Annotated in this window: 19 protein-coding genes; 11 read left to right on the forward strand and 8 right to left on the reverse strand. The window is 62.2% G+C overall.

The features are described 5' to 3' along the window. Positions 1-88 precede the first annotated feature (88 nt). The 5 genes from GAL01_RS06385 (at position 89) to GAL01_RS06405 (ending at position 4,555) form a co-directional block, all read left to right on the forward strand. A complete protein-coding gene (locus GAL01_RS06385) occupies positions 89-478 on the forward strand; it encodes a winged helix-turn-helix transcriptional regulator (RefSeq protein WP_062029205.1) in 390 nt (129 codons plus the stop codon). Between the two features lie 163 nt (positions 479-641). After that, positions 642-3,041 (forward strand): mechanosensitive ion channel family protein, encoded by a 2,400-nt coding sequence (locus GAL01_RS06390; RefSeq protein ID WP_082790681.1) that lies wholly within the window; start codon positions 642-644, stop codon positions 3,039-3,041. A gap of 222 nt (positions 3,042-3,263) precedes the next feature. Next, on the forward strand, positions 3,264-3,572 hold the full coding sequence (locus GAL01_RS06395) for a hypothetical protein (protein WP_062029207.1): 309 nt from the start codon (positions 3,264-3,266) through the stop codon (positions 3,570-3,572). 15 nt (positions 3,573-3,587) lie between these two features. Beyond that, a complete protein-coding gene (locus GAL01_RS06400) occupies positions 3,588-3,812 on the forward strand; it encodes a hypothetical protein (RefSeq protein WP_062029209.1) in 225 nt (74 codons plus the stop codon). A 2-nt stretch (positions 3,813-3,814) separates the two neighbouring features. Beyond that, positions 3,815-4,555, forward strand: coding sequence for an RNase A-like domain-containing protein (locus tag GAL01_RS06405; RefSeq protein ID WP_062029211.1), 741 nt, complete (start codon positions 3,815-3,817; stop codon positions 4,553-4,555). A gap of 39 nt (positions 4,556-4,594) precedes the next feature. On the opposite strand, the gene GAL01_RS06410 is transcribed toward GAL01_RS06405, so the two are convergent. Beyond that, entirely contained in the window at positions 4,595-5,821 is a 1,227-nt protein-coding gene (locus tag GAL01_RS06410) for a YncE family protein (protein WP_062029213.1), read from the reverse strand. Beyond that, positions 5,818-6,675 carry a creatininase family protein gene (locus tag GAL01_RS06415; RefSeq protein ID WP_062029215.1) on the reverse strand — a complete coding sequence of 286 codons (858 nt, stop codon included), beginning with the start codon at positions 6,673-6,675 and terminating at the stop codon, positions 5,818-5,820. The genes GAL01_RS06410 and GAL01_RS06415 overlap by 4 nt, the downstream gene beginning before the upstream one ends. 138 nt (positions 6,676-6,813) lie before the next feature. On the opposite strand from GAL01_RS06415, the gene GAL01_RS06420 reads away from it, so the two are divergent. Beyond that, positions 6,814-7,311 carry a DUF2721 domain-containing protein gene (locus tag GAL01_RS06420; RefSeq protein ID WP_062029217.1) on the forward strand — a complete coding sequence of 166 codons (498 nt, stop codon included), beginning with the start codon at positions 6,814-6,816 and terminating at the stop codon, positions 7,309-7,311. Between the two features lie 283 nt (positions 7,312-7,594). Beyond that, positions 7,595-7,732, forward strand: coding sequence for a hypothetical protein (locus tag GAL01_RS15660; protein WP_156474507.1), 138 nt, complete (start codon positions 7,595-7,597; stop codon positions 7,730-7,732). A gap of 54 nt (positions 7,733-7,786) precedes the next feature. On the opposite strand, the gene GAL01_RS06425 is transcribed toward GAL01_RS15660, so the two are convergent. Together GAL01_RS06425 and pstS are read right to left on the reverse strand one after the other, a co-directional pair. Continuing rightward, the gene (locus GAL01_RS06425; RefSeq protein WP_062029219.1) at positions 7,787-9,034 is read right to left on the reverse strand and encodes a multidrug effflux MFS transporter; all 1,248 of its coding nucleotides are present in this window, start codon (positions 9,032-9,034) and stop codon (positions 7,787-7,789) included. Between the two features lie 148 nt (positions 9,035-9,182). Then, entirely contained in the window at positions 9,183-10,211 is a 1,029-nt protein-coding gene (gene pstS, locus GAL01_RS06430; RefSeq protein WP_062029221.1) for a phosphate ABC transporter substrate-binding protein PstS, read from the reverse strand. Between the two features lie 331 nt (positions 10,212-10,542). Between pstS and GAL01_RS06435 the strand changes: the two genes are divergently transcribed. From GAL01_RS06435 to GAL01_RS06450, 4 genes are all read left to right on the forward strand, one after another. After that, the gene (locus GAL01_RS06435; protein WP_062029222.1) at positions 10,543-12,270 is read left to right on the forward strand and encodes an OprO/OprP family phosphate-selective porin; all 1,728 of its coding nucleotides are present in this window, start codon (positions 10,543-10,545) and stop codon (positions 12,268-12,270) included. Positions 12,271-12,424: 154 nt separating this feature from the next. Further along, positions 12,425-12,958, forward strand: a complete 534-nt coding sequence (locus GAL01_RS06440; protein WP_062029224.1) for a GlcG/HbpS family heme-binding protein — start codon at positions 12,425-12,427, stop codon at positions 12,956-12,958. A 161-nt stretch (positions 12,959-13,119) separates the two neighbouring features. Further along, entirely contained in the window at positions 13,120-15,039 is a 1,920-nt protein-coding gene (locus GAL01_RS06445) for an AsmA family protein (RefSeq protein WP_062029226.1), read from the forward strand. A 76-nt stretch (positions 15,040-15,115) separates the two neighbouring features. Then, the gene (locus GAL01_RS06450; RefSeq protein ID WP_197458975.1) at positions 15,116-16,441 is read left to right on the forward strand and encodes a UDP-glucose dehydrogenase family protein; all 1,326 of its coding nucleotides are present in this window, start codon (positions 15,116-15,118) and stop codon (positions 16,439-16,441) included. 23 nt (positions 16,442-16,464) lie between these two features. Here GAL01_RS06450 and GAL01_RS06455 read toward each other — a convergent pair whose 3' ends face one another. The 4 genes from GAL01_RS06455 to GAL01_RS06470 all read right to left on the reverse strand — a co-directional run bounded on the left by GAL01_RS06455 (position 16,465) and on the right by GAL01_RS06470 (position 21,557). Further along, a complete protein-coding gene (locus GAL01_RS06455; protein WP_062029228.1) occupies positions 16,465-17,874 on the reverse strand; it encodes a sugar porter family MFS transporter in 1,410 nt (469 codons plus the stop codon). Positions 17,875-18,082: 208 nt separating this feature from the next. After that, positions 18,083-19,963: an adenylyl-sulfate kinase gene (gene cysC / locus GAL01_RS06460; protein ID WP_062029235.1), complete on the reverse strand. Its 1,881-nt coding sequence runs from the start codon at positions 19,961-19,963 to the stop codon at positions 18,083-18,085. A 2-nt stretch (positions 19,964-19,965) separates the two neighbouring features. Continuing rightward, positions 19,966-20,760: a sulfate adenylyltransferase subunit CysD gene (gene cysD / locus GAL01_RS06465; RefSeq protein ID WP_062029272.1), complete on the reverse strand. Its 795-nt coding sequence runs from the start codon at positions 20,758-20,760 to the stop codon at positions 19,966-19,968. A gap of 116 nt (positions 20,761-20,876) precedes the next feature. Beyond that, positions 20,877-21,557, reverse strand: coding sequence for a phosphoadenylyl-sulfate reductase (locus tag GAL01_RS06470; protein WP_062029237.1), 681 nt, complete (start codon positions 21,555-21,557; stop codon positions 20,877-20,879). Positions 21,558-21,808 lie beyond the last annotated feature (251 nt).

Here is a 21,808-nt window from a genome sequence, read left to right on the forward strand (position 1 = left end):
ACAGGGTCTGCTCCACATCTGGAAGACCATCCGCATTTCCGCCAGACGGCACCTTTTCGTGCCCTGGTGACCAGAAGGTGCCCACTCCATGACCCCGCCGCTGCCCGAACACTACCGTCAGGCGCCTTTTGCCGAAGACTGCGCGCCCCGCCGGATCCTGAGGCTTTTCAGCGGAAAATGGACCACCATGATCCTGCACACGCTGCATCTTCTGGGCGGCACGGCACGTCCCGGAAAGCTCCAGCGCAGCATCCCCGGCCTGTCGAAAAAAATGATGACCCAGACCCTGCGCGAGCTCGAAACGCAGGGCCTCATCCGCCGCAACGTCCGGCAGATCATGCCACCCCATGTCGATTACAGCCTGACGGATCTGGGTCAGACCTTCGTGGAACCCGTGGAGCTTCTCTATCACTGGGCCATCAGAAACGCCGAGGCCCTCGACCGGCTGATGCCCGACGACATGCCCCTGTCCGAATAAAACACCCGCAGGAAGAGGGTAGGACAGGGCTGCCACCCTGTGCCATGTTCGCACACAACAACCGCCCTCGGCGGACCACCCGGCGCAGGCCTCACATCCCGCCCCAGACACCGTAATTCCACCGCGTAACATCCCCGCGTAACATCAAGGACCCAACAGAGCGATGCCGTCGATCCCCCGTCCCGAGCCGTCCGCCTCACCCCACCCGCGAACCGGACGCGCCGTCCTCGGCCTCTGCCTCTTTCTGCTCCTCGGCCTTCTGACGCCCCTCCTGCCGGCAAAAGCCGCCGACAGCGCCCATCCCCTCAGCCAGCAGGAAGCGCAGCAACTCCTCAACGTCCTGAACAATCCCAAGGAACGGGACGCCTTCACCCACACCCTTGACCTGATGGCCCGCGGCCTGCCGGTCGCAGCTCCCGCAGCAGCTCCTGCCGCAGCCCCTGCGAAAGCCGCCCCCGCCAAAACCGTCGCCGACGTCCCACCCGACATCCACACCGGCCTGAGCAGCATCCGCCTGCAGGCGCTGGGCTATCTGCACAACTTCCTCGGCCTGTTCAGCGACCTCGGCATTGTCGGTCACTGGGCCCACACGACCCTCGCTTCAGCCGATACCCGCACCACAATCCTTCACGCCTTCGCAGGCGGCCTCGTGGTCATGCTCTGTGGCGTGGCCCTGGAGCGGATTGTCGCCCTGAGCCTGCACAAGCCGCTGGTCCAGCTGACCCAGAACGCCGAAAACCGGGAGCAGCGCAACACCCTCGCGGACGAAGACGCCGCCGCCCATGACCCCATCGTCGACGGCTCCAGCGAAACCCGCGCCGCCGACCAGCGGCGTCAGGTCGAAACCCTGCGCTTCCTGTCCCGCGTCCCTTACGCGCTGGGGCATTTCGCCCTGAAGGCCATCCCGGTTCTCGTCTTTCTGGCCGTCGCCTATCTGGCCGTTCTTGTCCTCCCCTGGAGCACCAAGACCGACAACGTCATCATGACGCTCGCCAACTGCTACGCCGCCGCCCGGATTCTCTATCTTTTCGTCGAAACCGGATTCGCGCCCCGCTCCCCCACGATCCGCCTCCTGCCCGCCACGGACGCCACAGCCTTCCTGCTGACCCGCTGGTGGAACGTGCTGGTCGCAGCCCCCGCCATCGTCTTCTGCCTGTCCACACTGGGCAGCCAGTTCAATCTCTCGCCCCGCGGCACGGATGCGATGATCCGCGGCATAATCCTGATCGAACATATTCTGATCGCCGTCTTCATCTGGCGAGTCCGACACCTCGTCAGCAGCGCGCTTCAGCCGCGCGCCGTCCCCGACACCGCGATGTGGACCTTCATTGTCGCCATCACGCGCCTGTGGTGGGTCCCGGCCATGTTCCTCGATGCCTCCCTCTGGATCGTCTGGGCCGCCCATCTTCCGGGTGGCTATCGCTGGATTCTCGACACCACCGGCATCACGATCGGCATTCTCGTCGCCTCCCGCCTGATCGCCGTGCTCGCTTACGGCCTTCAGGACCGCTTCTTCCGCATCAATCCCGTCCTGACCGAACGCTTCCCCGACATCCAGAAACGCGCCGACCGCTATTACCCCTTCGCCCGCCGCATCCTGACCGGCGCCATTCTCTTCCTGACCCTGATCGCCATGACCGAAGCTTGGGGCCTGCCCACGTTCGGCTTCTTCATGAAAAACGCCGTCGGCCGCCACCTGCTCGACGCCGTCCTGACCATGCTCGTCGCCCTGAGCATCGCGGTCACGATCTGGGAAATCATCAACGCCTTCCTCAGCCAGCAGCTCACCCGTTTCGAAACTTCGGACCAGCTCTCCCGCGCCACCCGCCTCCGCACGGTCCTGCCCATCATCCGCACCGTCCTGCTGGCCATCATCATCATCATCGTCGCAGTCACGACCCTCTCGCAGATCGGCATCAACGTCACCCCGCTGCTCACCGGTGCAGGCATCATGGGTGCCGCCATCGCCTTCGGTTCGCAGAGCCTGGTCAAGGACTTCATCACGGGCTTCTTCATGCTCGTCGAAGATGCCATCCAGGTCGGTGACTGGGTCACGACCGGCGGCGTTTCGGGAACGGTGGAAAACCTCTCGATCCGCACTGTGAAGGTCCGCGACATCAACGGCGACCTTCACATCATCCCGTTCTCGTCCGTCTCCTCCATCGCCAACACCGCCCGCGGCTACAACCAGGTCATCGTCAAACAGCAGCTCGACCTGTCCGAAGACCTGCCGCGCGTGACAGCCATCATGACAAAAACCCTCAAGGACATGCGAGACGACGCCGTCTTCGGCCCCATGATCCTGTCGGACTATAACGATCTGGGCGTGGATAACAGCGACAGCGGCGGCGCCACCCTCCTCGGCAGCTTCCGCACGGCACCGATGATGAAATGGAAGGTCAAGCGCGAGTTCTACCGCCGCATCACCAACCAGCTCGCCGCCGCCAGCATCAAGTTCTACACCGGCACGTCCTACTTCACGACGCCCCCCGGCAACGCCATGCGCATCACCACGGACGCCCCGCTGCCCATCCCGGCCAACGACGCCCCCAACCAGACCTGATCCGGAACCGGCTCCTGACCCGGGAGCCGGTTTTCCACGACCGGACACCTCAATTCTTAATCATTTAAATAAAGTCTTGCATTGCCGTGCGGACAGGCTCATTCTGCCCCCACATTATCGAGAACCCTCCTCCCGGTTCCCCGCAGACGATTTCCCGGCCCGATCCTCCCGCGGCCCCGCATCGCCCGCCGATCGGCGAGGATCATGCCAAGGAATCCAGCGATGTCTCTTGTCCTGGTCTCACCAGAGCCGTCAGCCCCCGATCAGACGCCCCTCACGGCCGCCTCCGAAACCCCCATGGACCGGCCCGATCCCGCCGCTCTCGCCGAAAAGAACCGTCAGGAAGAGCAGGTTCTGAAAAAGCGCTTCATCGGCATGGTCCTTGGCCTCGTCTTCGCGCATGTCTATGTCGCACTTGCGCTGGCCTACTCTTACATGGACAACCACAACCACCTGCACACCTGCTGGCTGCCGCTGTTCGGCGCCTTCATCTGCGGGATGATCTTCGTCTTCCACGTCTCGATCTCGTAAGCCGGAGAGACACCCATGACCCGCACAATCCGCCACGCCTGGCTGCAGCCCTTCCTGTCCACGACATTGTGGACCCTCGTCCTGATCGACATCGCCGTGATGACCTATCTGGAAAATCAGGATTTCTTCAAGGATTACGCCGGCTGGGCCTGGCCCTCCGTCCTGATCACCGGAATCATCGGCTATTTCATCGGCCCCGCAATCGACCGCATGTTCACCAGAAAATCCCCGAGCCAATAAGAATGACCATCCCATCAGACCTGCCGGATCGGGAATGTCGCCGCCTCTTTCCACAACTGGCCAGCTACGGCGCCGGTCCGTTCGGGGAGGATGTCGACACATTCGGCGAAACCCTGATGGACGTTATTCAGGACGTGACGGAGACCCGGACTTTCCTCACCCGGGCCGCCGCCATCCGCGAACTCGGAACCCTGCTGGCCTGCAACGATACCGATCTGGCCCGGGTCACCCGGGCTCTGATCGCTTTCGATCCGGTCGCCCGGTTCAATGACCAGACTACCTGGCTCCCGGAACATTCGGCCCCGTTTCCCAGCCTCCGCGATTTCTGGACAGCCCTGTTAAAGAGCCTCGAAATCGGACCTCCTCCCTGGCCGGACACTTCAGACCGCCAGCTCGGAGGCTACGTTATGGAGCGGCATATCGCCCTGACAGACGCCGACATCGAAGAGCGATTTACCTACGAAAAACTCCGGTCTGTTTCTTTCTTCCACACAAAGGAAGACGCAGAGCGTGCCATCCTCCAGACGCTTCAGAGCAATGGGAATTCAATCGACGCATGGCGTGCCGAAGCACCTGACGGCATGCGCGAGAGCTTCGAGCAGGATTTTCCCGAAGGCGTCGGCATCGTCATCACGGAGCAGGATCGCCGCCCGACACCCGGCAAAACACTGTCCGTCACCCTGACCAAGCGCGAACTCCGCGGAATGGCCTATTACATCGAGACCATCAGGATCTACGCCTGACAAAAAAAGGGGGAGCAGACCGCTCCCCCTTTTCAAACCTTACCGCAAAATCCCCGTATGGCCGACGCTGTAGCGTCCCGGCTGCGGCCAGACCGTCAGGCCATGCGGCTCCGCGCCGACCGGGATCTTGCGCATCGCACCCGTATCGGTATCGATCGCATAGACCACATCGTCGAACCGGCCCGACAGCCAGAGCAGCTTGCCGTCCGCGCTGACATTGCCCATGTCCGGGCTGCCGCCACCGGGGATCATCCAGGTCTTGATGACCTTGTCCGTCGCAAAATCGATGATCGACACGCCACCCGGCCCGTGTTTCGGACCATGAATGCGATGTGATCCGCGATTGGCGACATACATCACCTTGCCATCACGGCTCGGATACAGGCCATGCGTGCCGATACCCGTCGGGATGAAGCCGGTTTCCTTGAAGGAATCCCCATCCACAACGAACACACCATCCGCCATCATGTCCGCGACATAGAACTTGTGACCATCCGGCGCCGTCAGAATGTCCTGCGGCATCCCGCCTTTGGACAGCTTCAGCATCCCGATCATCTTCAGGTTCACCGTATCGACCTTGGCGACATAACCGCCGAACTCGCAGGTGAAGATCGCGTATTTCCCATCAATGGAGAAATCGGCGTGATTGACGCCCTTGCATTCCGGCGTCTCAACCGAGCCCTTCAGCTCCATCGTGTGCGGATCGCGGAAGTCCAGACGCTTGTGCGCCTCGGCCACCGTAATCGCGTATTTCCCGTCCGGCGTGAAATACATGTTGTACGGATCATCCACGGCAATGGACGGGCCCGGCTTGGCCGTCGCCGGATTGATCGGCGTGAGCGACCCGTCCGGACGGCCTTCGCTGTTATTCGTCACCCACAGCGTCCGCAGATCCCAGGACGGCACCACATGCTGCGGCGAATGCCCGACCGGGAACGTGTCCACAACCTGAAAAGACGCCGGATCAATAACGGAAACGCTGTCCCCGCGCAGGTTTGGCACATAAACGCGCGCCGGGTCCTGCGCGATCGCCGGCGAAATATGGGACGGGGTCGTCTCGCTGTAGATGTTCTTCGGATCAATCACCGGCGGCATACCCGGAATCGTCTGGATGCCGGACGCCGCAACGGGGGCCGAAGCCGCGACCGGCGCGGACGCATCGGCCGGAACCGGCACCATCGGCGCACTCGGGGAATATTCCTGCGCATGGGCCGCGGCAGCTCCCAGCAGCGTCATCGCCACCAGAAGAGGAGTCTTGAATGTCATGGATGGCTCCTTTGAAAAGACTGGATTGCCGCAACCGCGGTCCGGATCTGCATGTCCGTGCCGATCCTGCCGAGTTCGGCCGATGCCCGCCGCGGATCGCCACCATAGACGCCCTCGGCCACACCCGGTTTCGAAGCCTTGCGCAACGCATCCTGACGCACAAGCGACGGATCAACCGCCAGCATCAGCGACGTATCGCTCAGCTCCGCATGAAGCCCCACTTCCGCGCCATAACCCTGCGCACGCAGGGCATCGGCATAGTGATGGGGCACGACTTCATAATAATCGCGCACATAAAGCACGGCGGCCTGACCCTTCCAGGCCCGGTTCAGTTCCTGCGCCACCTGCGCCATGAAAGACTGGTACCCACCATGATCGCCCAGAAGCACGATGCGCCGGAAACCCTGAACGCGGAAACTCTCCGCAGCGCCCTTGAGCAGCCCTTCGAACACGGCAGGCGGCACGGAAATCGTGCCCGGAAACTTCATGTGAGACGTGCGCGGGCTCGTCGAGCCCTCCGGCACATAGGCCACAACAGGCGCCACCAGCGTATGCCCGGCCTGAACCGCAATCGTATCCGCCAGAACCTCAGCCCGCACATTATGCTTGCCGACCGCAATATAAGGCCCGCTCTGCTCGGTCCCGCCGACAGGGATAATGACGGTATCAGTCCCCGTCTTCACATCCTGCGCCACCTCGGTCCAGCTCCGGCACGCAAACTCGGCCTGAAGCGCAAGCCCGGTGCAGTGCGCGCCCCCCCCGGCCACACCCTGCGCCTGTGCGAAACCCGCAGACAGCCCGATCCCCACACAGAACAGGGCAGAACGACACGACAGGCGAAGCAGGTTGAACATCAGGGCCGGAACACCTCTGGCAATGGCTGCCCTTCCCTACCCCATCTTCCCCTTCCTGTTCCAGAGGCGGCGTTTCCAAAGCGGCCCTTTCAGAACACGCCGGTCTTTTCGCAAACGCATCATGCAGTATAAGACATCATGCCTTTTCCGATTTCCTACGATCCCGATCCTGTCGACAGCGCCGCCCACCTGATCCAGGTCGCGCTCACGCCCGTTTTCATGCTCTCCGGCATCGGCACCCTCATCAACGTCTTCAACACCCGTCTGGCCCGCGTCACGGACCACCTTGAAGACGTCCGCAAGAAACTCGGTACCCCGAAAACGGACGATACCCCCGTCGATCCCATCGACACGCCCGCCCGCCTGCGCAACCAGCAGGCCCGCCTGCACCGTCGGGTCTTCGTTCTGGACGCCGCGATTCTCCTGAACGGGATCGGCGGCGCCTCCACCTGCGGCGCGGCCATGGCGCTGTTTGTAGGCTCCCTTCGCGATGCTTCGACCTCGGCATGGCTGCTGGCGTTTTTTGGCATAGCTCTCGCCTGCACCGTCGGATCGCTCATGTTCTTCCTCGCCGACACCCTCCTGAGCTGGCACGGACTGCGCCACGACAGCGATCTGAGCCTCGACGCGGAATAAGCCGTCACGCAATTTTATTTCAAAAACCACCGGGAATGGTACTGTTTCCCGAAAGAAATCCGGGCAACACCCCGGATCTCGCATCACTTTATTCGCGCTGAAATAATCGCGAATTCGTAACAAAATCACTCCCTCCGCAAAGAAGGCGAAAGTTTAAAAAGCATTTATGCAGGAAATGCAGGTCTGACCCTGCATCTGTATTTGTTGCTTCTGACACCGATTCTGGAGTTTCTCCCGCTGCACGCCGCAAAACGGCACACAGAACCACACGGAGATTTTCCAGATGACGTCCATGACCCTGATCCACCTGATCGGCCTTCCCACCAGCCTTCTCGCACAGTTCTCGATGGTTGCCTTCGTTCCGATGATCGGCGCCCTGATGATCGCTACGGTTGCTGCTGACCGCGTTTCCGAGAGCTGATCACAGTCTTCTCGGGACAAGCCCGGCCTCGCGCCGGGCGTCCCGCTCCGGCTCTTATTGCCGGACAGACAGATAGGATTGCGGATCCAGCCGGCGGCGCCACAGATCGCACAGCCAGCAGAAGCTGATCCCCACCAGCATTCCGACCGATGTCGACCCGACCCAGTGCGTCGGCAGAAACGACATCATCACGCCCGCCAGACCAGCGATCGTCCAGTTCATCGTTCCCATCAGCGCCGAAGCCGCGCCCGCCTGATGCCCATGATGCGTCAGCGCCAGAATGCCCGCATTCGGTCCGATGAACCCCAGCGAAAATGTCGTGCACCAGATCAGCGCACACAAAATCCACGGATTCTGCGGCCCCGCAAATCCGCTCAGACACACCACCACCGCCAGCGCACAGAACAGCAGAACCGCCAGCATCGCTGTCTCCATCACCCGCGTGAACAGGAAACGGTTCGCCAGCTTCGCATTCACCTGCGAACCAATGATAAAGCCGATCCCGTTCAGCCCGAAGAAAATGGCGAACAGATGCGGCGAGAAATGCAGAATGTTCTCAAACAGCGCCGGCGCATTCGACAGATAGGCAAACATCGTGAAGGTCGCAAAACTCACGACCATCACCGCAGAACAGAACAGTGGCTCGCGCAGCAGATCCCGGTAACGCGCCACCATCCCGCTGACCGGCAACGCAAAACGCCGGTCCAGGGGCAATGTCTCGGGCAGCAGAAACAACGTGCAGAAGAACATCACGACGCCGAAAACGACATTCGCCCAGAAAATCAGCCGCCAGCTTCCCCAGTCCAGCAGAAAACTCCCGATCGACGGCGCCAGCAGAGGCCCCAGACCAAAAATCAGCATCAGTTGCGACATGAGCTTCACACCCGCCGAGCCGGTCGCGACATCGCGCACCATTGCCCGTGGCGCCACGGAACTGATCGCACCTCCCAGAGCCGCCACAAAGCGCAGTGCGCAGAACATGTGAAAACTGGTCGTCAGCGCCAGCCCGACCGAGGCAAGGGCATACACCACAAGTCCACACATCAGCGGCAGCTTGCGCCCGTACCGGTCGCAGAGCGGCCCAAGCGTGAACTGCCCGATCGCCAGCCCTGCCAGCCACGCCGTCAGCGTCAGCTGCGCGGATCCCGCCCCATGCCCCAGATCATGCTCCAGCGCCGGAAACGCCGGAAGATACATATCCGTCGAAACAGGCCCCAGAATAAAGACCATACCGATCAGCACCCGGGTCAGGCCATTCATCCCCTGTGGGGACGTCTGTTCGGAAAGCGACGTAACGGACACGCAGGCACCATGACTAAACAGAGCGGAAAACAGAAAACGGGCCTCTCCCGCACAGGAGAAGCCCGTTCCATACTCAACGCCTTTTTATCCTGACTGACCAGCCCTGAAATTCAGGGCCGGCCCGTCATTACGGATACAGACGCAGGACTTACTTCGGCCAGTTGGCCAGAATGTCCGTCTTCACACTCTGCGGCAGACCGACATAGTCAAGGCGGGCATTGTCCGCATCGCCATGCTGGAAACCCCAGGTAAAGAAGTCACGAACGGCCTTGCCGGACTCCTTCTGCACCGCATCAACCGGCACCAGAACGAACGTCGCCGTCACGATCGGCCAGGAAGACGCGCCATCCGTGTCCAGCAGGTTCACGGCATAATGATCGGCATGAACCCAGTCGGCAGCCTTGGCGGCTTCCGTGAAGCTGGCCAGCGTCGGCGTTACGAAAGCACCGCTGTGGTTCTTCATGCTGGCAATGTTCAGGTGGTTCTGCGCGGCATAGGAATACTCGACATAACCAATGCCACCCTCGGTCTGACGCACCATGGCGGCAATGCCATCATTGCCACGTGCACCCGAACCGCCCGGCCAGGCGATGGACGTGCCGGCACCAAGCTTCTGCTTCCAGGTCGGAGAAACCTGCGACAGATAGGACGTGAACACGAAGCTCGTGCCAGAACCATCGGCGCGGTGGATCGGAGCCACATCCGTATCCGGCAGCTTCAGACCCGGGTTCAGGGCCTTGATGCGGTCGTCATCCCAGGTCGTGATCTCACCGTCATACAGCGCGGCCAGCGTCGGACCATCGAGACGGAGCTGGCCCGGAGCCAGACCCGGCACGTTCGCCACAACCACGATGCCGCTCATGACGGTCGGGAACTGGTACAGCTTTTCCTTGGCCAGACGCTCGCCGTTCATCGGCTTGTCGGACGCCCCGAAATCAACCGTACGGGCGATGACCTGATCCTGACCGGCGCTGGACCCCACGCTCTGGTAGTTCACGGAAATACCAGCCTGGCTCTTGGCAGCCGTGCCCCATGCACCATAGATCGGTGCGGCGAAGCTGGATCCTGCGCCAGTGATGTCCGCAGCCTGCGCCGACGACACGAACGGGGTCATGGCAACAGTGCCAAGGGCCGTGGCGACGAGAAGACCGAATAGCGGAGCTCTGCTCTTGATCATGGGAATCCCTTATGGGGCGTGAAAACTGCCCCTTAGTAACGCTGGCGCGGATACAGAAACAGTGGGACCTGCGTGATAGTTTCATGACAGCCTCCGCACACCCCCAAGTGCCGAAATGTCACACCCCTCCCTTCGCACGCCCCCTGCGCCCGTCCCTTACGCAACAAAACTGACATACGAAATCCGGAACTCCCTGTTTTCCGGGGCTTTTCGCCTTTTGTGTCATCAAACTGTCACGCCCCCGTCATGAAACCTTCCCATTATTTCAAAAAGCGAATCAGATACCTGAACTGCGGAACACACGCCCTCCCCAGAAGGACGCACCGCAGCAATGGCTTTTTCTTTCCGTCGGACCACGGCTCTCCCCAAGGCCCTTTTGGCCACAACGACCCTGGTTTCCCTCCTCCCGCTTTGTGGCCACGCCCGGGCCGCCGACCAGATGCAGATCATGGAACGGCAGATCCAGGCCATGCAGGCCCAGCTCACCAGCATGAAAAAAGAACATGCTGAAGAAGTGAAGCGCGCCCGCGCCGTTCTGGCCCACCAGCGGGAAGAAGCCGAAAACAACCCCTACGCCCAGCGTGGACGCTATATCGGACAGCCGCGTACGGCCGCACAGCCTCTGATCAGCGTTCGCCCGGCCAAGCCCGGCGCCGATGATGGTCGTCCGCCCTCAGACCGCGCAGACGTCTCCTCCTGGGCCGACTTCCAGCGCGCCACCGCGCAGGACGAAGAAGTCAGCGTCGGCGGCATCAAGGTCGGCTTCCCGGGCGGTCGCCCGACGATCCAGTCCTCGGACGGCGCGTATGCTCTCTCGATCGGCCTCGCCTATCATGAAGACTTTGGCGGCTTCTTCAATTCCGGACCTCGCGGCAACGACACCCGTGGTGCTTTCAACAGCTTCACCACCAACCAGCGCCGTCTGCGTATTCCGTTCATGTTCCGCTACAAGAACTGGGTCGCAGCCGTCACGCCTGATTTCGGTGCCAACCATAACGACGGCTATGTCGGCCTCTATGAAGGCAACCTGAACTACACCGGCTTCCGCAACACCATCCTGACGGTCGGCTATTTCCAGCCCCGCGTGACGGAAGAGGACGCCGAAAGCTCCAATGACTTCATGACGCTGGAACGCCCCAGCATCACGGATATGGTCCGTAACATCGCAGCGGGTGATGCCCGCTTCGTGGTCGGCGGCCTGCATTACGAGAAGCGCTGGTGGGTTGCCGGTTACTTCACCGGCCAGGAATGGGGTCACCGCAACGCCTCTGACATGAGCTCCACCTATTACGGTGGTGGCAGCGGAGCCACAATCGACAGCCAGACGGGCGGAATGCTCCGCGCTGCCGGCCGTCCTATCGCAACCAAGGATGTGGATCTTCACGTCGGTGTATCGGCAATTGCAGCCTTCCGCCTGGCCTGCAACACCGGAGCCAACGCCAATTACTGCTCCCGCACGACGTCCTTTGGGCAGCGTCCGGAATTTGACGTTGGTGAAGCCAGCCTCGTAGCAACGGGCTCAATCACCAAGGCTGCCCAAGTCTGGGCAGCAGGTCCGGAACTCGGGTTCCGCTGGGACCGCCTCCTCGTAAAGGGTGAATACTATCACGTTGGCGTTCAGCGTTCGCAGGCCAACCTGCCCGCGTTCAACTTCCAGGGTTGGTATGGTGCCGCTGCCTACACGATTTTCGGCAAGCCCCGTATGTATAACATCAAGGAAGGCGCTTTTGGTGCACCTGGTGTCGGTGCTGATCAGGAATTCAACCCTGCGCTCAACCACTGGGGCGCACTTGAAGCCGTGGCCCAGTACAGCGGCCTGGACCTGAACAGCAACATCAATGCCGCAACGGCCGGGATCACGAGCCAGAACGGCGTCAGCTACGTCCGGGGCGGCATGCAGAATGTCTATACCGGCGGCCTGAACTGGTATCCGAACCGCCATTTTCGCTTCATGCTGGACTACAGCCACTTCGTCACGTCTCGTAGCGTAGCCTCTGCCACCAACGTTTCCGGTCGCTCTGGCAACTCCTTCGCAGCCCGTATCCAGGCCGCGTTCTAAAAAAGACCCGTTTCCCTCTCCCGGACCCCGGTCCGGGAGAGACCCCCAGCCAACACCCCCCAGCAAACACCATTGCGTGCACCCCCGCATTCCCGATTGCGACCCACGCCCCGCAGACAGCATGCTTCCCGTTCCACAACGAGAGAACCGGCTGATGCTCCCCAACGCAAAAACCGTCCTGCCCGCAGCAGCGCTCATCGCAGCCCTTCTGAGCCCCACCGCACGCGCGCAAACGCCTTCCCATATCGTCACGAGCCAGAAACTCGACTGGGAAACCGCTGCCGCCCTCGCCGCAGAAGCCGTCCGTATCTGCGCCGCACAGGGCTATTCCGTCACCGCCACCGTCGTGGACACGACCGGCCATGAACAGGCCGTCGTCAAAGGCGATACGGTCCCCCTGCAATCGCTCTCCGTCTCCTACCGCAAAGCCTACACGGCCTATGCCTACGGTCTGGCCTTCAATAAAAACACAACCAGCGAACTGATCGCCGCAGGCGTCACCGGCCCCGCAAACGGCGCCCTGAACACCATCCCCGAAGTCCTGTTCGTCCCCGGCGGCGTCACCCTGCGCAGCAGCACCAGCCATACCATTCTCGGCGGTCTGGGCGTCTCCGGCGCACCCGGCGGCGACAAGGACGAAGCCTGCGCCCTGCACGCCGTCGAAAAATTCCGCAATTCCCTCCAGTAACGCTGCGGCATTTATTTCAATCAAAAAACCACGGTCTTTTTATTGCGGCAGAATTTTCGGAAATATTCCGTGTATCCTCCAGCCTGTACCGTGGAGTTTCCCTTTACAGAACTTCCCGGTATTGTCCGGCCTTATTGAACACGTCCTGAAAGACTGTCCTCTTGCTGCGCTGGTTTCTGGTTTCCCTCCTGTCCCTCACCGTCCTCCTTCTGGCCCTGTTCGGCGCAGGATGGATCTGGATCGACCACCGGGACCTCGCCGCCTTCGCCACGCCACGGCTGGAGAAAAAGCTCGGCCGCACCGTCCATATCGGCGCCCTGCACGTCCATCCGGGCGCATGGCTGACCATCGACGCCGATGATATCTCCATCGCCAACATCGCCAGCGGCACCCGCCCGCAGATGATGACGCTCGGCCATCTCGGCGCACAGATCCGCCTGACGTCCCTGATCTGGGGACCGCCCGAAGCCCGCAATATCGTCATCTCCAAGTTCTCCGGCCTGTTCGAGCGCACCCCGGCCCATCTGCCCAACTGGCGCTTCGGCCCCCACCAGAACGAACCGCGCGCGCCCCTCACCCCCGAGGAACAGGCCAAAGCCGACACGCCACCCGATCTGGGCAACGCGCCAGGCCTGCGTAATGCCACGATCCTCGACAGCGACGTCACCTACCGCTCGGCCAATGGCGCGTCCTACAGAACCACGCTTGAAAAGGTGGAGTTCGCCTCCACGAGCGACAGCAGCCCGTTCACCATGACCCTGACCGGGGCCTATAACGACACCCCCGTCAGCATTTCCGCGGAAATGGAGCCCATCAACGACCTCCGCAAAACGCCCGCCCGCCCCTACGCCACCACGGCCCATGTTACCTCCGGCGACATGACCTCGGACTTCACCGGCACCCTGACGGACCCGGTGAATTTCGAAGGCGTGGAAGGCCACACCACTGTCACCACGCCCACCTCCGACACCCTGTTCAGCGTCGCCGGGATCAAAGGCGACCACGCCCCCGTCAAACTGACCCTCTCCGGCGATTTCAGCCATTCCGGCGATGACTGGCACTTCACCAAAGCGCACGGCACCATCCAGACCAGCACGATGGAAAGCGGCGACTTCACCCTGATCGAAGGCAGCCACGGCAAACCCGATGACGTCACGGCCAAAACCGGCTTCGGATGCCTCGACATCAATGGCCTGATGCCCATTCTCGCCCCATCCGGCGCAAAGGGCAGCAAAAAGGGCCCCTCTACGCTCCACGCTGACCTTCTGCTCATCACGCCTCCCGATCCGGACCCGCTGGTCCATTTCGAGCTGACCGCCCGCCAGCTGATCTACAACACCCTCGATTTCTCAAATCTCAGGATCCAGGGCGCCCAGACACCCAACCGGATCGAAATTCCCCTCCTGCGGCTGGACTATATCGGCGCGTCGCTCAGTGCCGATGGCCGGATCGAAGCGGACGGCACATCCTCCCGCGTCTCTGCCGACGTCGCCCTGACACATGGCGACATCGACCGCCTGCGCCGCGTGGCCGGTCTGGCCCCCGTTCCGGTCAAGGGCAGCCTGAACTTCCGCATCACCGCCAGCTCCAAGAACGTCCATACCCTCAACGAAGCCATCAGCCGCGCCGACATGACCGCCGCCGTCAGTATGGAAAAAGGCGAAATCGCAAAGGAAATCGTCGAGGCCGCCTCAATGGACCTGCGCCTGCTGTTCCGGCACGCCAAGGGTGTGACCCCCATCACCTGCCTGCTCGGCGTCCTGCAGATGCATCAGGGCATCGGCACCGTCATCCCGCTCCGCCTGCGAACAGGTGCCGGGACGATTGCCGCCAAGGCGAATTTCGACCTCCGCCGCAAATGGCTCGATCTCGTCTTCGCCAGCCGCCCCTTCTCGACAAGCTTCTTTGCGCTCGATGTGCCCGTGCGCGTCAGCGGCCCCTTCGACGCCCCGACCCTCTCCCTCGCCAAATGGTCGAAGGTCGGGCGCGACATGCTCGCGGACTCCAACGCGGTCACGAACCTTCCCCCCGCCCTTCAGGGTTTCGCAGCCTCGAACGCCTGCGCCCGCCCCACGCGCTAGGCGGTGGGTCCCCGGGATTTGCACCCCATCCTGCCCCCGGCTATGCACATCGGACCGTAAAGGAGAGGGTCCAGGTATGCGTATTGCAATGGTCGGTGGCGGATATGTCGGTCTCGTCTCGGGCGCCTGCTTCGCCGAGTTCGGAGCGGACGTCGCCATCGTAGAGCGGGACCCAAAAAAGCTCGCGGCCCTCCATGACGGGCGCATCCCCATCTACGAACCCGGACTGGACGCCCTCGTCAGCAGCAACGTCGCCTCCGGCCGCCTGACCTTCGGAGACGACCTCGGCGCGGCCATGAGCAACGCCGATGCCGTGTTCATCGCGGTCGGCACCCCCACCCGACGCGGCGACGGCCACGCCGATCTGACCTATGTCTATGCGGCCGCCGAAGAAATCGCGCGCGCCGCCCGGACGGACCTTCTGGTCGTCACCAAATCGACCGTCCCCGTCGGCACGGGTCGCGAAGTCGCCCGCATCCTGCGCCAGACCCGCCCGGACCTGACCTTCGACGTGGCCTCGAACCCCGAATTCCTGCGCGAAGGCAACGCGATCGACGATTTCATGCGCCCGGACCGCGTCATCGTCGGCATCGACCGCTCCGGCCCGGATGGCGGCAACCGCGCGCAGAGCCTGATCGAACAGCTCTACCGACCACTCACGGCCATTCAGGCCCCGATCGTCCTGACGGATCTGGAAACGGCGGAACTGACCAAATACGCCGCCAACGCCTTCCTCGCGATGAAAGTCACTTTCATCAACGAAATGGCCGATCTGTGCGAAAAAGTCGGCGGCAATATCCATGACGTCGCCCGCGGCATGGGCCTCGACCAGCGGATCGGCAGCCGTTTCCTCAGCCCCGGACCAGGCTATGGCGGCTCCTGCTTCCCCAAGGACACCCGCGCCCTGACCGCCATTGCCCAGGATGCCGGCGCCCCCACACAACTGGTGGAAGCCACGGTCGCGATCAACGAAGCCCGTAAAACCGGCATGGCCGAGCGCATCATCACACAGGCGGGCGGAACCCTTGAAGGCAAAACGGTCGGCATTCTCGGCCTGACCTTCAAACCCGATACGGACGACATGCGCGAAGCCGCGTCCCTGCCCATCCTCGCCCGCCTGCACGACGCGGGGGCAACCCTTCAGGTCTTCGACCCCGAAGGCATGGATGCCGCCCGCCCGCTCCTGCCGGACGGCGTGCGCTACTGCGAAGACGCCCTGTCAGCCGCGCAGGACGCCGATATCGTGGTCGTCCTGACGGAATGGAACATGTTCCGCGCGCTCGACCCCCTCCGCCTGCGTGACGCGATGCGCGGCAACGCCATCGCGGATCTGCGGAATATCTGGAGTCCCGACCTCATGCGCGAGGCCGGATTCAGTTACCAGTCCATCGGCCGTCCGTGAAGGAACGGCCTTAGGAACCTGCCTTAGCGGGCCTGAGCTTCAGCCCGGGCCGCCGCGCGATCCACCGGCGCAAACGTCCCGTTCTTCAGACGCCGCTCCAATTCTTCAAGCGACTGCCCCTTGGTCTCGGGCACATAGCGCAGCACGAACCAGAACGCGAAGGCATTGACGGCGGCAAACAGCCAGAACGTCCATCCCGCACCCAGAACCTGCACCAGAGACAGCGTCGTCAGCGAAATCACCAGATCCGCGCCCCAGTGCCCACCAGCCACAAGGCTCATGCCCTTGCTGCGGCACGACAGCGGATAGACTTCCGCACCCACCAGCCAGATCGCAACCGACAGACTGCCCGTATTGAAAATGGTGTAGGCCATCACCGCAGCGACCGTGATCCACGCCCCGACGCCACCCGTCAGATGCATCGCAAACGCCGTCCCCAGAACGACCAGCGCAATCACAGCTCCCGGCAGCAGACGCAGCAGCAGCGTGCGCCGTCCCCAGTTATCAACGGCCCAACCGCCAAACACCGTCGCAAACACCATGCCCACACCCACGGCCACAGATGTCAGCAGCGCTGAATCCTGACCAAAGCCCGCATCGGCAAAAATCGTCGGCGCGTAATACATGACCGCATTAATGCCCGTGAACTGGCACAGCAGCGCAATGCCCACCGAAGCCATCAGCGCAGGCCGCACCCACGGCTTCGCAAGCTCGGACCAGGGCGCCTGCACATCGTGGTTCTCAAGAATGCCGTCCAGTTCCCGATCCGCAATCTCGTCGGTCGCCCGCACCCGCCGCAGAACCATCCGCGCCTCTTCGGTCTGACCGTTCAGAGCCAGCCAGCGCGGGCTGTTAGGCAGAAACGCCATACCCACAAACAGGATCAGCGCCGGAAGCATCCCAATCCCGAACATCAGCCGCCAGCTCGAATCCCGCAGAAGATAGCCGGTGATGAAGGAAATCGTGACGCCGGACACCACCGCAAGCTGAAAGCCCACGACAAGGCGCCCACGACGCTCGGGAGGGGAGATCTCAGCGATATAAATCGGCACGATCTGCGATGCCCCGCCAATCGCCAGCCCCAGAATAAGTCGGGCAAGAATCAGAACAGCGACACTATGCGCCGAGGCTACAATGACCGTCCCCACAAGGAACAGCGCCGCCGCGATCATCACCGTCCGCCGACGCCCAAGCCGGTCAGAAATGCCACCCGCCACCAGACACCCGATCAGAGCCCCCAGAATAATGGCCGATGTCACGACTTCCGCGCCAAGCGTATCCAGATGAAACTCATTGCGAAGCTGGAGCAGTGCGGAGGAAATGATGCCGGTATCATACCCGAACAGCAGCCCGCCCGTTGCCGAAATCGTTGCAATGAAATTCGTCAGAGCATTCCCGCTCAACCTCATGGACCCGTTCGTGCCCTGCATCATAAAACCTTCCGCCGCGAAGCCGCAGACCGTTATTGTGTAAACAATCCGTCCTCTTTAACGCTCCATCTCACGGAAGTAACATCACAAAAGTGACGGTTTTCGTTTTTTGCGTGAAATTTTTCGTGTCCACGTCCTTTCCCCAGACATGAAAAAACCCCCTTCCCAAATGGAAAGGGGGTCTGACACCACATCAGTAGAAAAAAGAGCCTTACGGCTGAACAATCCGCAGGATGAACGCCGTCAGGGTGTTGACGGCATCGTGCTCCGGGCGATCCGCAGCCAGACGCAGCTCCGGCGACACCGGCGCCTCGTAAGGAGCAGAAACACCCGTAAACTCCGGGATTTTCCCCGAACGCGCCGCCGCATACAGTCCCTTGGGGTCCCGTTTTTCGCAGGTCTCAAGCGGTGTATCGACGAAGACTTCATGGAAGTTCTCGCCCACGATCTGCCGCGCCTGCGCCCGGTCCGCCTCAAGCGGAGACACCAGCGCCACGATCACGACCTGCCCGCTTTCGGCCAGAATTTTCGCCACATGCGCCGCACGACGGATATTTTCCCGGCGGTCTTCCGGCGAGAACCCAAGATCGCTGCACAGCCCGGCCCGCAGCGTGTCCCCATCCAGAACAGTCGCGTTGATCGCCTGTTCCGAAAGCGCCAACTCGGCCGCCCGCGCCACCGTGCTCTTGCCCGAACCCGGCAGCCCCGTCAGCCAGAACACGCCGCTCTTATGGCCCCGCGTCTGGACCTGACGGGCCGCAGACACACGGCTGGCCGTCGGATGAATGGCATGTTCGCCGTCCGCCAGTTCAGCCGGACCAATCAGCGGCGCGCCACCAACGATGCGCTGGTAACGATCCACCAGAACACCCCGCCCGTCGCCAAAGCCCGGCGCGAACGGATCGAACAGCACGGCATGGGAGGCCGCCAGCGTGATTTCCGCAAACCCGTCCGGCGGCACGCTGTCGCCCTCACGCAGGGTCAGGTCTTCCAGATCCACCACGGCGTCGATGGACGCCACCGTCACGTCATGCTCGGCCGTCGTCAGACGCAGCGTAAAGCTCTCGCCCACCCGCAGCGGTTCACCCCGCAGCCAGAACAGACGCGTGCGAATCCGGGCCGAACGCTCAGGCGCCCCAGCCTTGTCATCCGCCGGGAACAGCAGATCGCCCCGATCCGGAACCAGATCTGGCTCCAGACGCAGCGCGATGGACTCGCCCGCACCCGCAACCGGAAGTTCCGGAGCATGCCAGCGGCAGACTTCCGCCACCGTCGCAACCTGACCCTGCGCGCCGATCGCCAGACGGTCGCCTGCACGAACCGTACCGCGCTCGATCCGCCCCGCCACATAGCGCACGCCATCAAAACGATAGACATCCTGCACCGGCATCCGGAACGGCAGCGCAGCACGCGAAGCTGGCGGCGGCACATTGGCCAGCGCCTCCACCAGCGTCGGCCCCTTGTACCAGAGCGAACGCTCGGAACGGCTGGCGATGTTGTCACCGTCGCGGGCGGAGGCCGGAACAACGGCCTCAACCTCGATTTCCAGACGGCCCAGAAGCTGACGCACGTCGGACTCGACCTTGACGATCTTCGCTTCGTCAAACTCCAGCAGATCGGACTTGTTGAGCAGCACGATCACATGACGAATGCCGATCAGACGCAGCAGCATCGCATGACGCCGCGTCTGCTCCTGCGCGCCTTCCTTGGCATCGACAACCAGCACGGCGGCCTCGGCATCGGCGGCCCCCGTAATCATGTTGCGCAGGAACTGGCGATGGCCCGGCGCATCGACGATCACGAATTCCCGCGATCCCAGACGGAACGGAATCCGCGTGGAATCAACCGTCACGCCCTGGTCACGCTCGATCTGAAGGGAATCGAGCAGGAAGCTCCACTCCACCGCCAGACCACGCTTGCGGCTGCTCTCGACGATCTGCGCCAGCTTGCCGTCCTGAAGACTGTCGGTGTCATACAGCAGACGCCCGATCAGCGAGGATTTGCCATGATCGACATGCCCGACAATGACGATGGGCGTCGCAGCAGCACGATGGGTCTCGGAATAATGTCCCGTCACGATATTGTCGCCCATTATCACAGATACCCCGCCACACGCAGACGCTCGAACACGTCCTCGGATTCATGATCCATCGCACGCCCCGCACGTTCGGAGGTGCGGCTGGTTTCCAGTTCGGCAATCACTTCCGCCACGGTGGACGCATTGCTCTCGATCGGACTGGTGATGTCCTGATCGCCCAGCGAGCGGTACCGCTTGCCGTCCTTTGCGAAATACAGATCCACCAGCGGGATGTTCTCGCGCTCGATGTAGCGCCAGATGTCGATCTCCCGCCAGGACAGCAGCGGATGGACGCGGATATGCATACCGTCTTCATATGGCGTCGCATACTGGTCCCAGAACTCGGGCGGCTGGTTGCGCACGTCCCAGCGATGCCCGGCACCGCGCGGGCTGAACACGCGCTCCTTCGCCCGCGTCGCCTGTTCGTCACGACGAATACCCGCAATGACGCCACGCAGCTTGTGCTTCTCGATCATCGCGGCCAGACCAGCCGTCTTGCGCGCGGCAGACCGCGCGGCCGGGGGAAGCGACGGGTCGATTTCCTCAACCGGCGGGCAATAGCCCAGCAGCAGGTCGAGATCCCATTTCTTCGTATATTCGTCGCGGAACGCATACATTTCCGGGAATTTCTTCTCGGTATCAACATGCATGACCGGGAACGGCACGCGCCCCATGAACGCCTTGCGCGCCAGCCACACCATCACGTTGCTGTCCTTGCCCAGCGACCACAGCAGGGACAGGGGCTTCAGCTTGCGATAGGCCTCGCGCAGGATGAAAATGCTCTGGGCCTCAAGCTGGTCCAGATCATCCATGATACGCGGCTGTGCCAAAGAAGGGGCCAAAGAAGGGGCCTGAGAGGCAGCAGCCCCTGGGGTGGAGGACTGATCCCGGGACAGGATCGGTGTCTGCGTCATTATCCGCTCCGTAGTCATGCCGGCCTGTGAATGCCGCATTCCGTCTTGGCCAGACCGGCCCACCGGCCCGCCCGTCCATCTTCACCATCCTTGACCGCCCTTGTGCACGGAGCACAACCGATCGAGGTGTAACCTTTTGCAACCAGGGGATGCCGCGGCAGATCCCGGCGCTGCATCTGCGCCTCGATCTGCGCCGGACCCCAGCCCGCCAGCGGGTTGAGCTTCACGCTGCCATCTGGCTGCGGATCAAGAACCGGCAGCGCCGTGCGCGTTGCTGACTGGCTGCGCTTGCGCCCCGTGATCCAGACATCGAAATCCGGCAGCACCAGATCCAGCGGCTCGACCTTGCGCAGCGCACAGCACGCATCCGGATCGAACGCGGCCAGCTGGTCCTGCGGATCGCGGTCATGCAGCGCCTTTGGTGTGGGCGAGAGGGTCCGCACATCGGACAGACCCAGACTGCGCACCAGCCCCTCGCGATAGTCCAGCGTTTCGGGAAAATGCCGCTTCGTATCCAGAAAAAACACCGGAACGGACGGATCGACCTGCGCCACAAGATCCAGCAGAACCGCCGACTCCGCCCCAAAAGACGACACAACAGCAACCCGCCCCCGCAGCAGCGTCAGCGTCTCCTGCAAGATCCGGTCTTCCGGGATCTGCCGAAGATGATCCAGTTCCGTCCGTGAAAGAGACATGTGCCGCACCTGCCTGTGTCCAGATCAGTCCGACCGCTCAGGCGGCCTGCCCAGAGACATAGGCGCACATCATCCAAAAATAAACTATTTTGTTTGATATAACTTTTTTGTTTCGTCTTAATCATTCATCATAAAAAATGGCTCGAAATCACACTAAGTGGCCCTGAACGCCATTTTCGAAAATGAGAAAACCTATCCCCTCCCTCAAAATCCGGTCACGCGCTTCATCTGGCACGGTTCCTGCATCAGAG

The organism is Gluconobacter albidus, assembly GCF_002723915.1.
GTDB lineage: Bacteria > Pseudomonadota > Alphaproteobacteria > Acetobacterales > Acetobacteraceae > Gluconobacter > Gluconobacter albidus.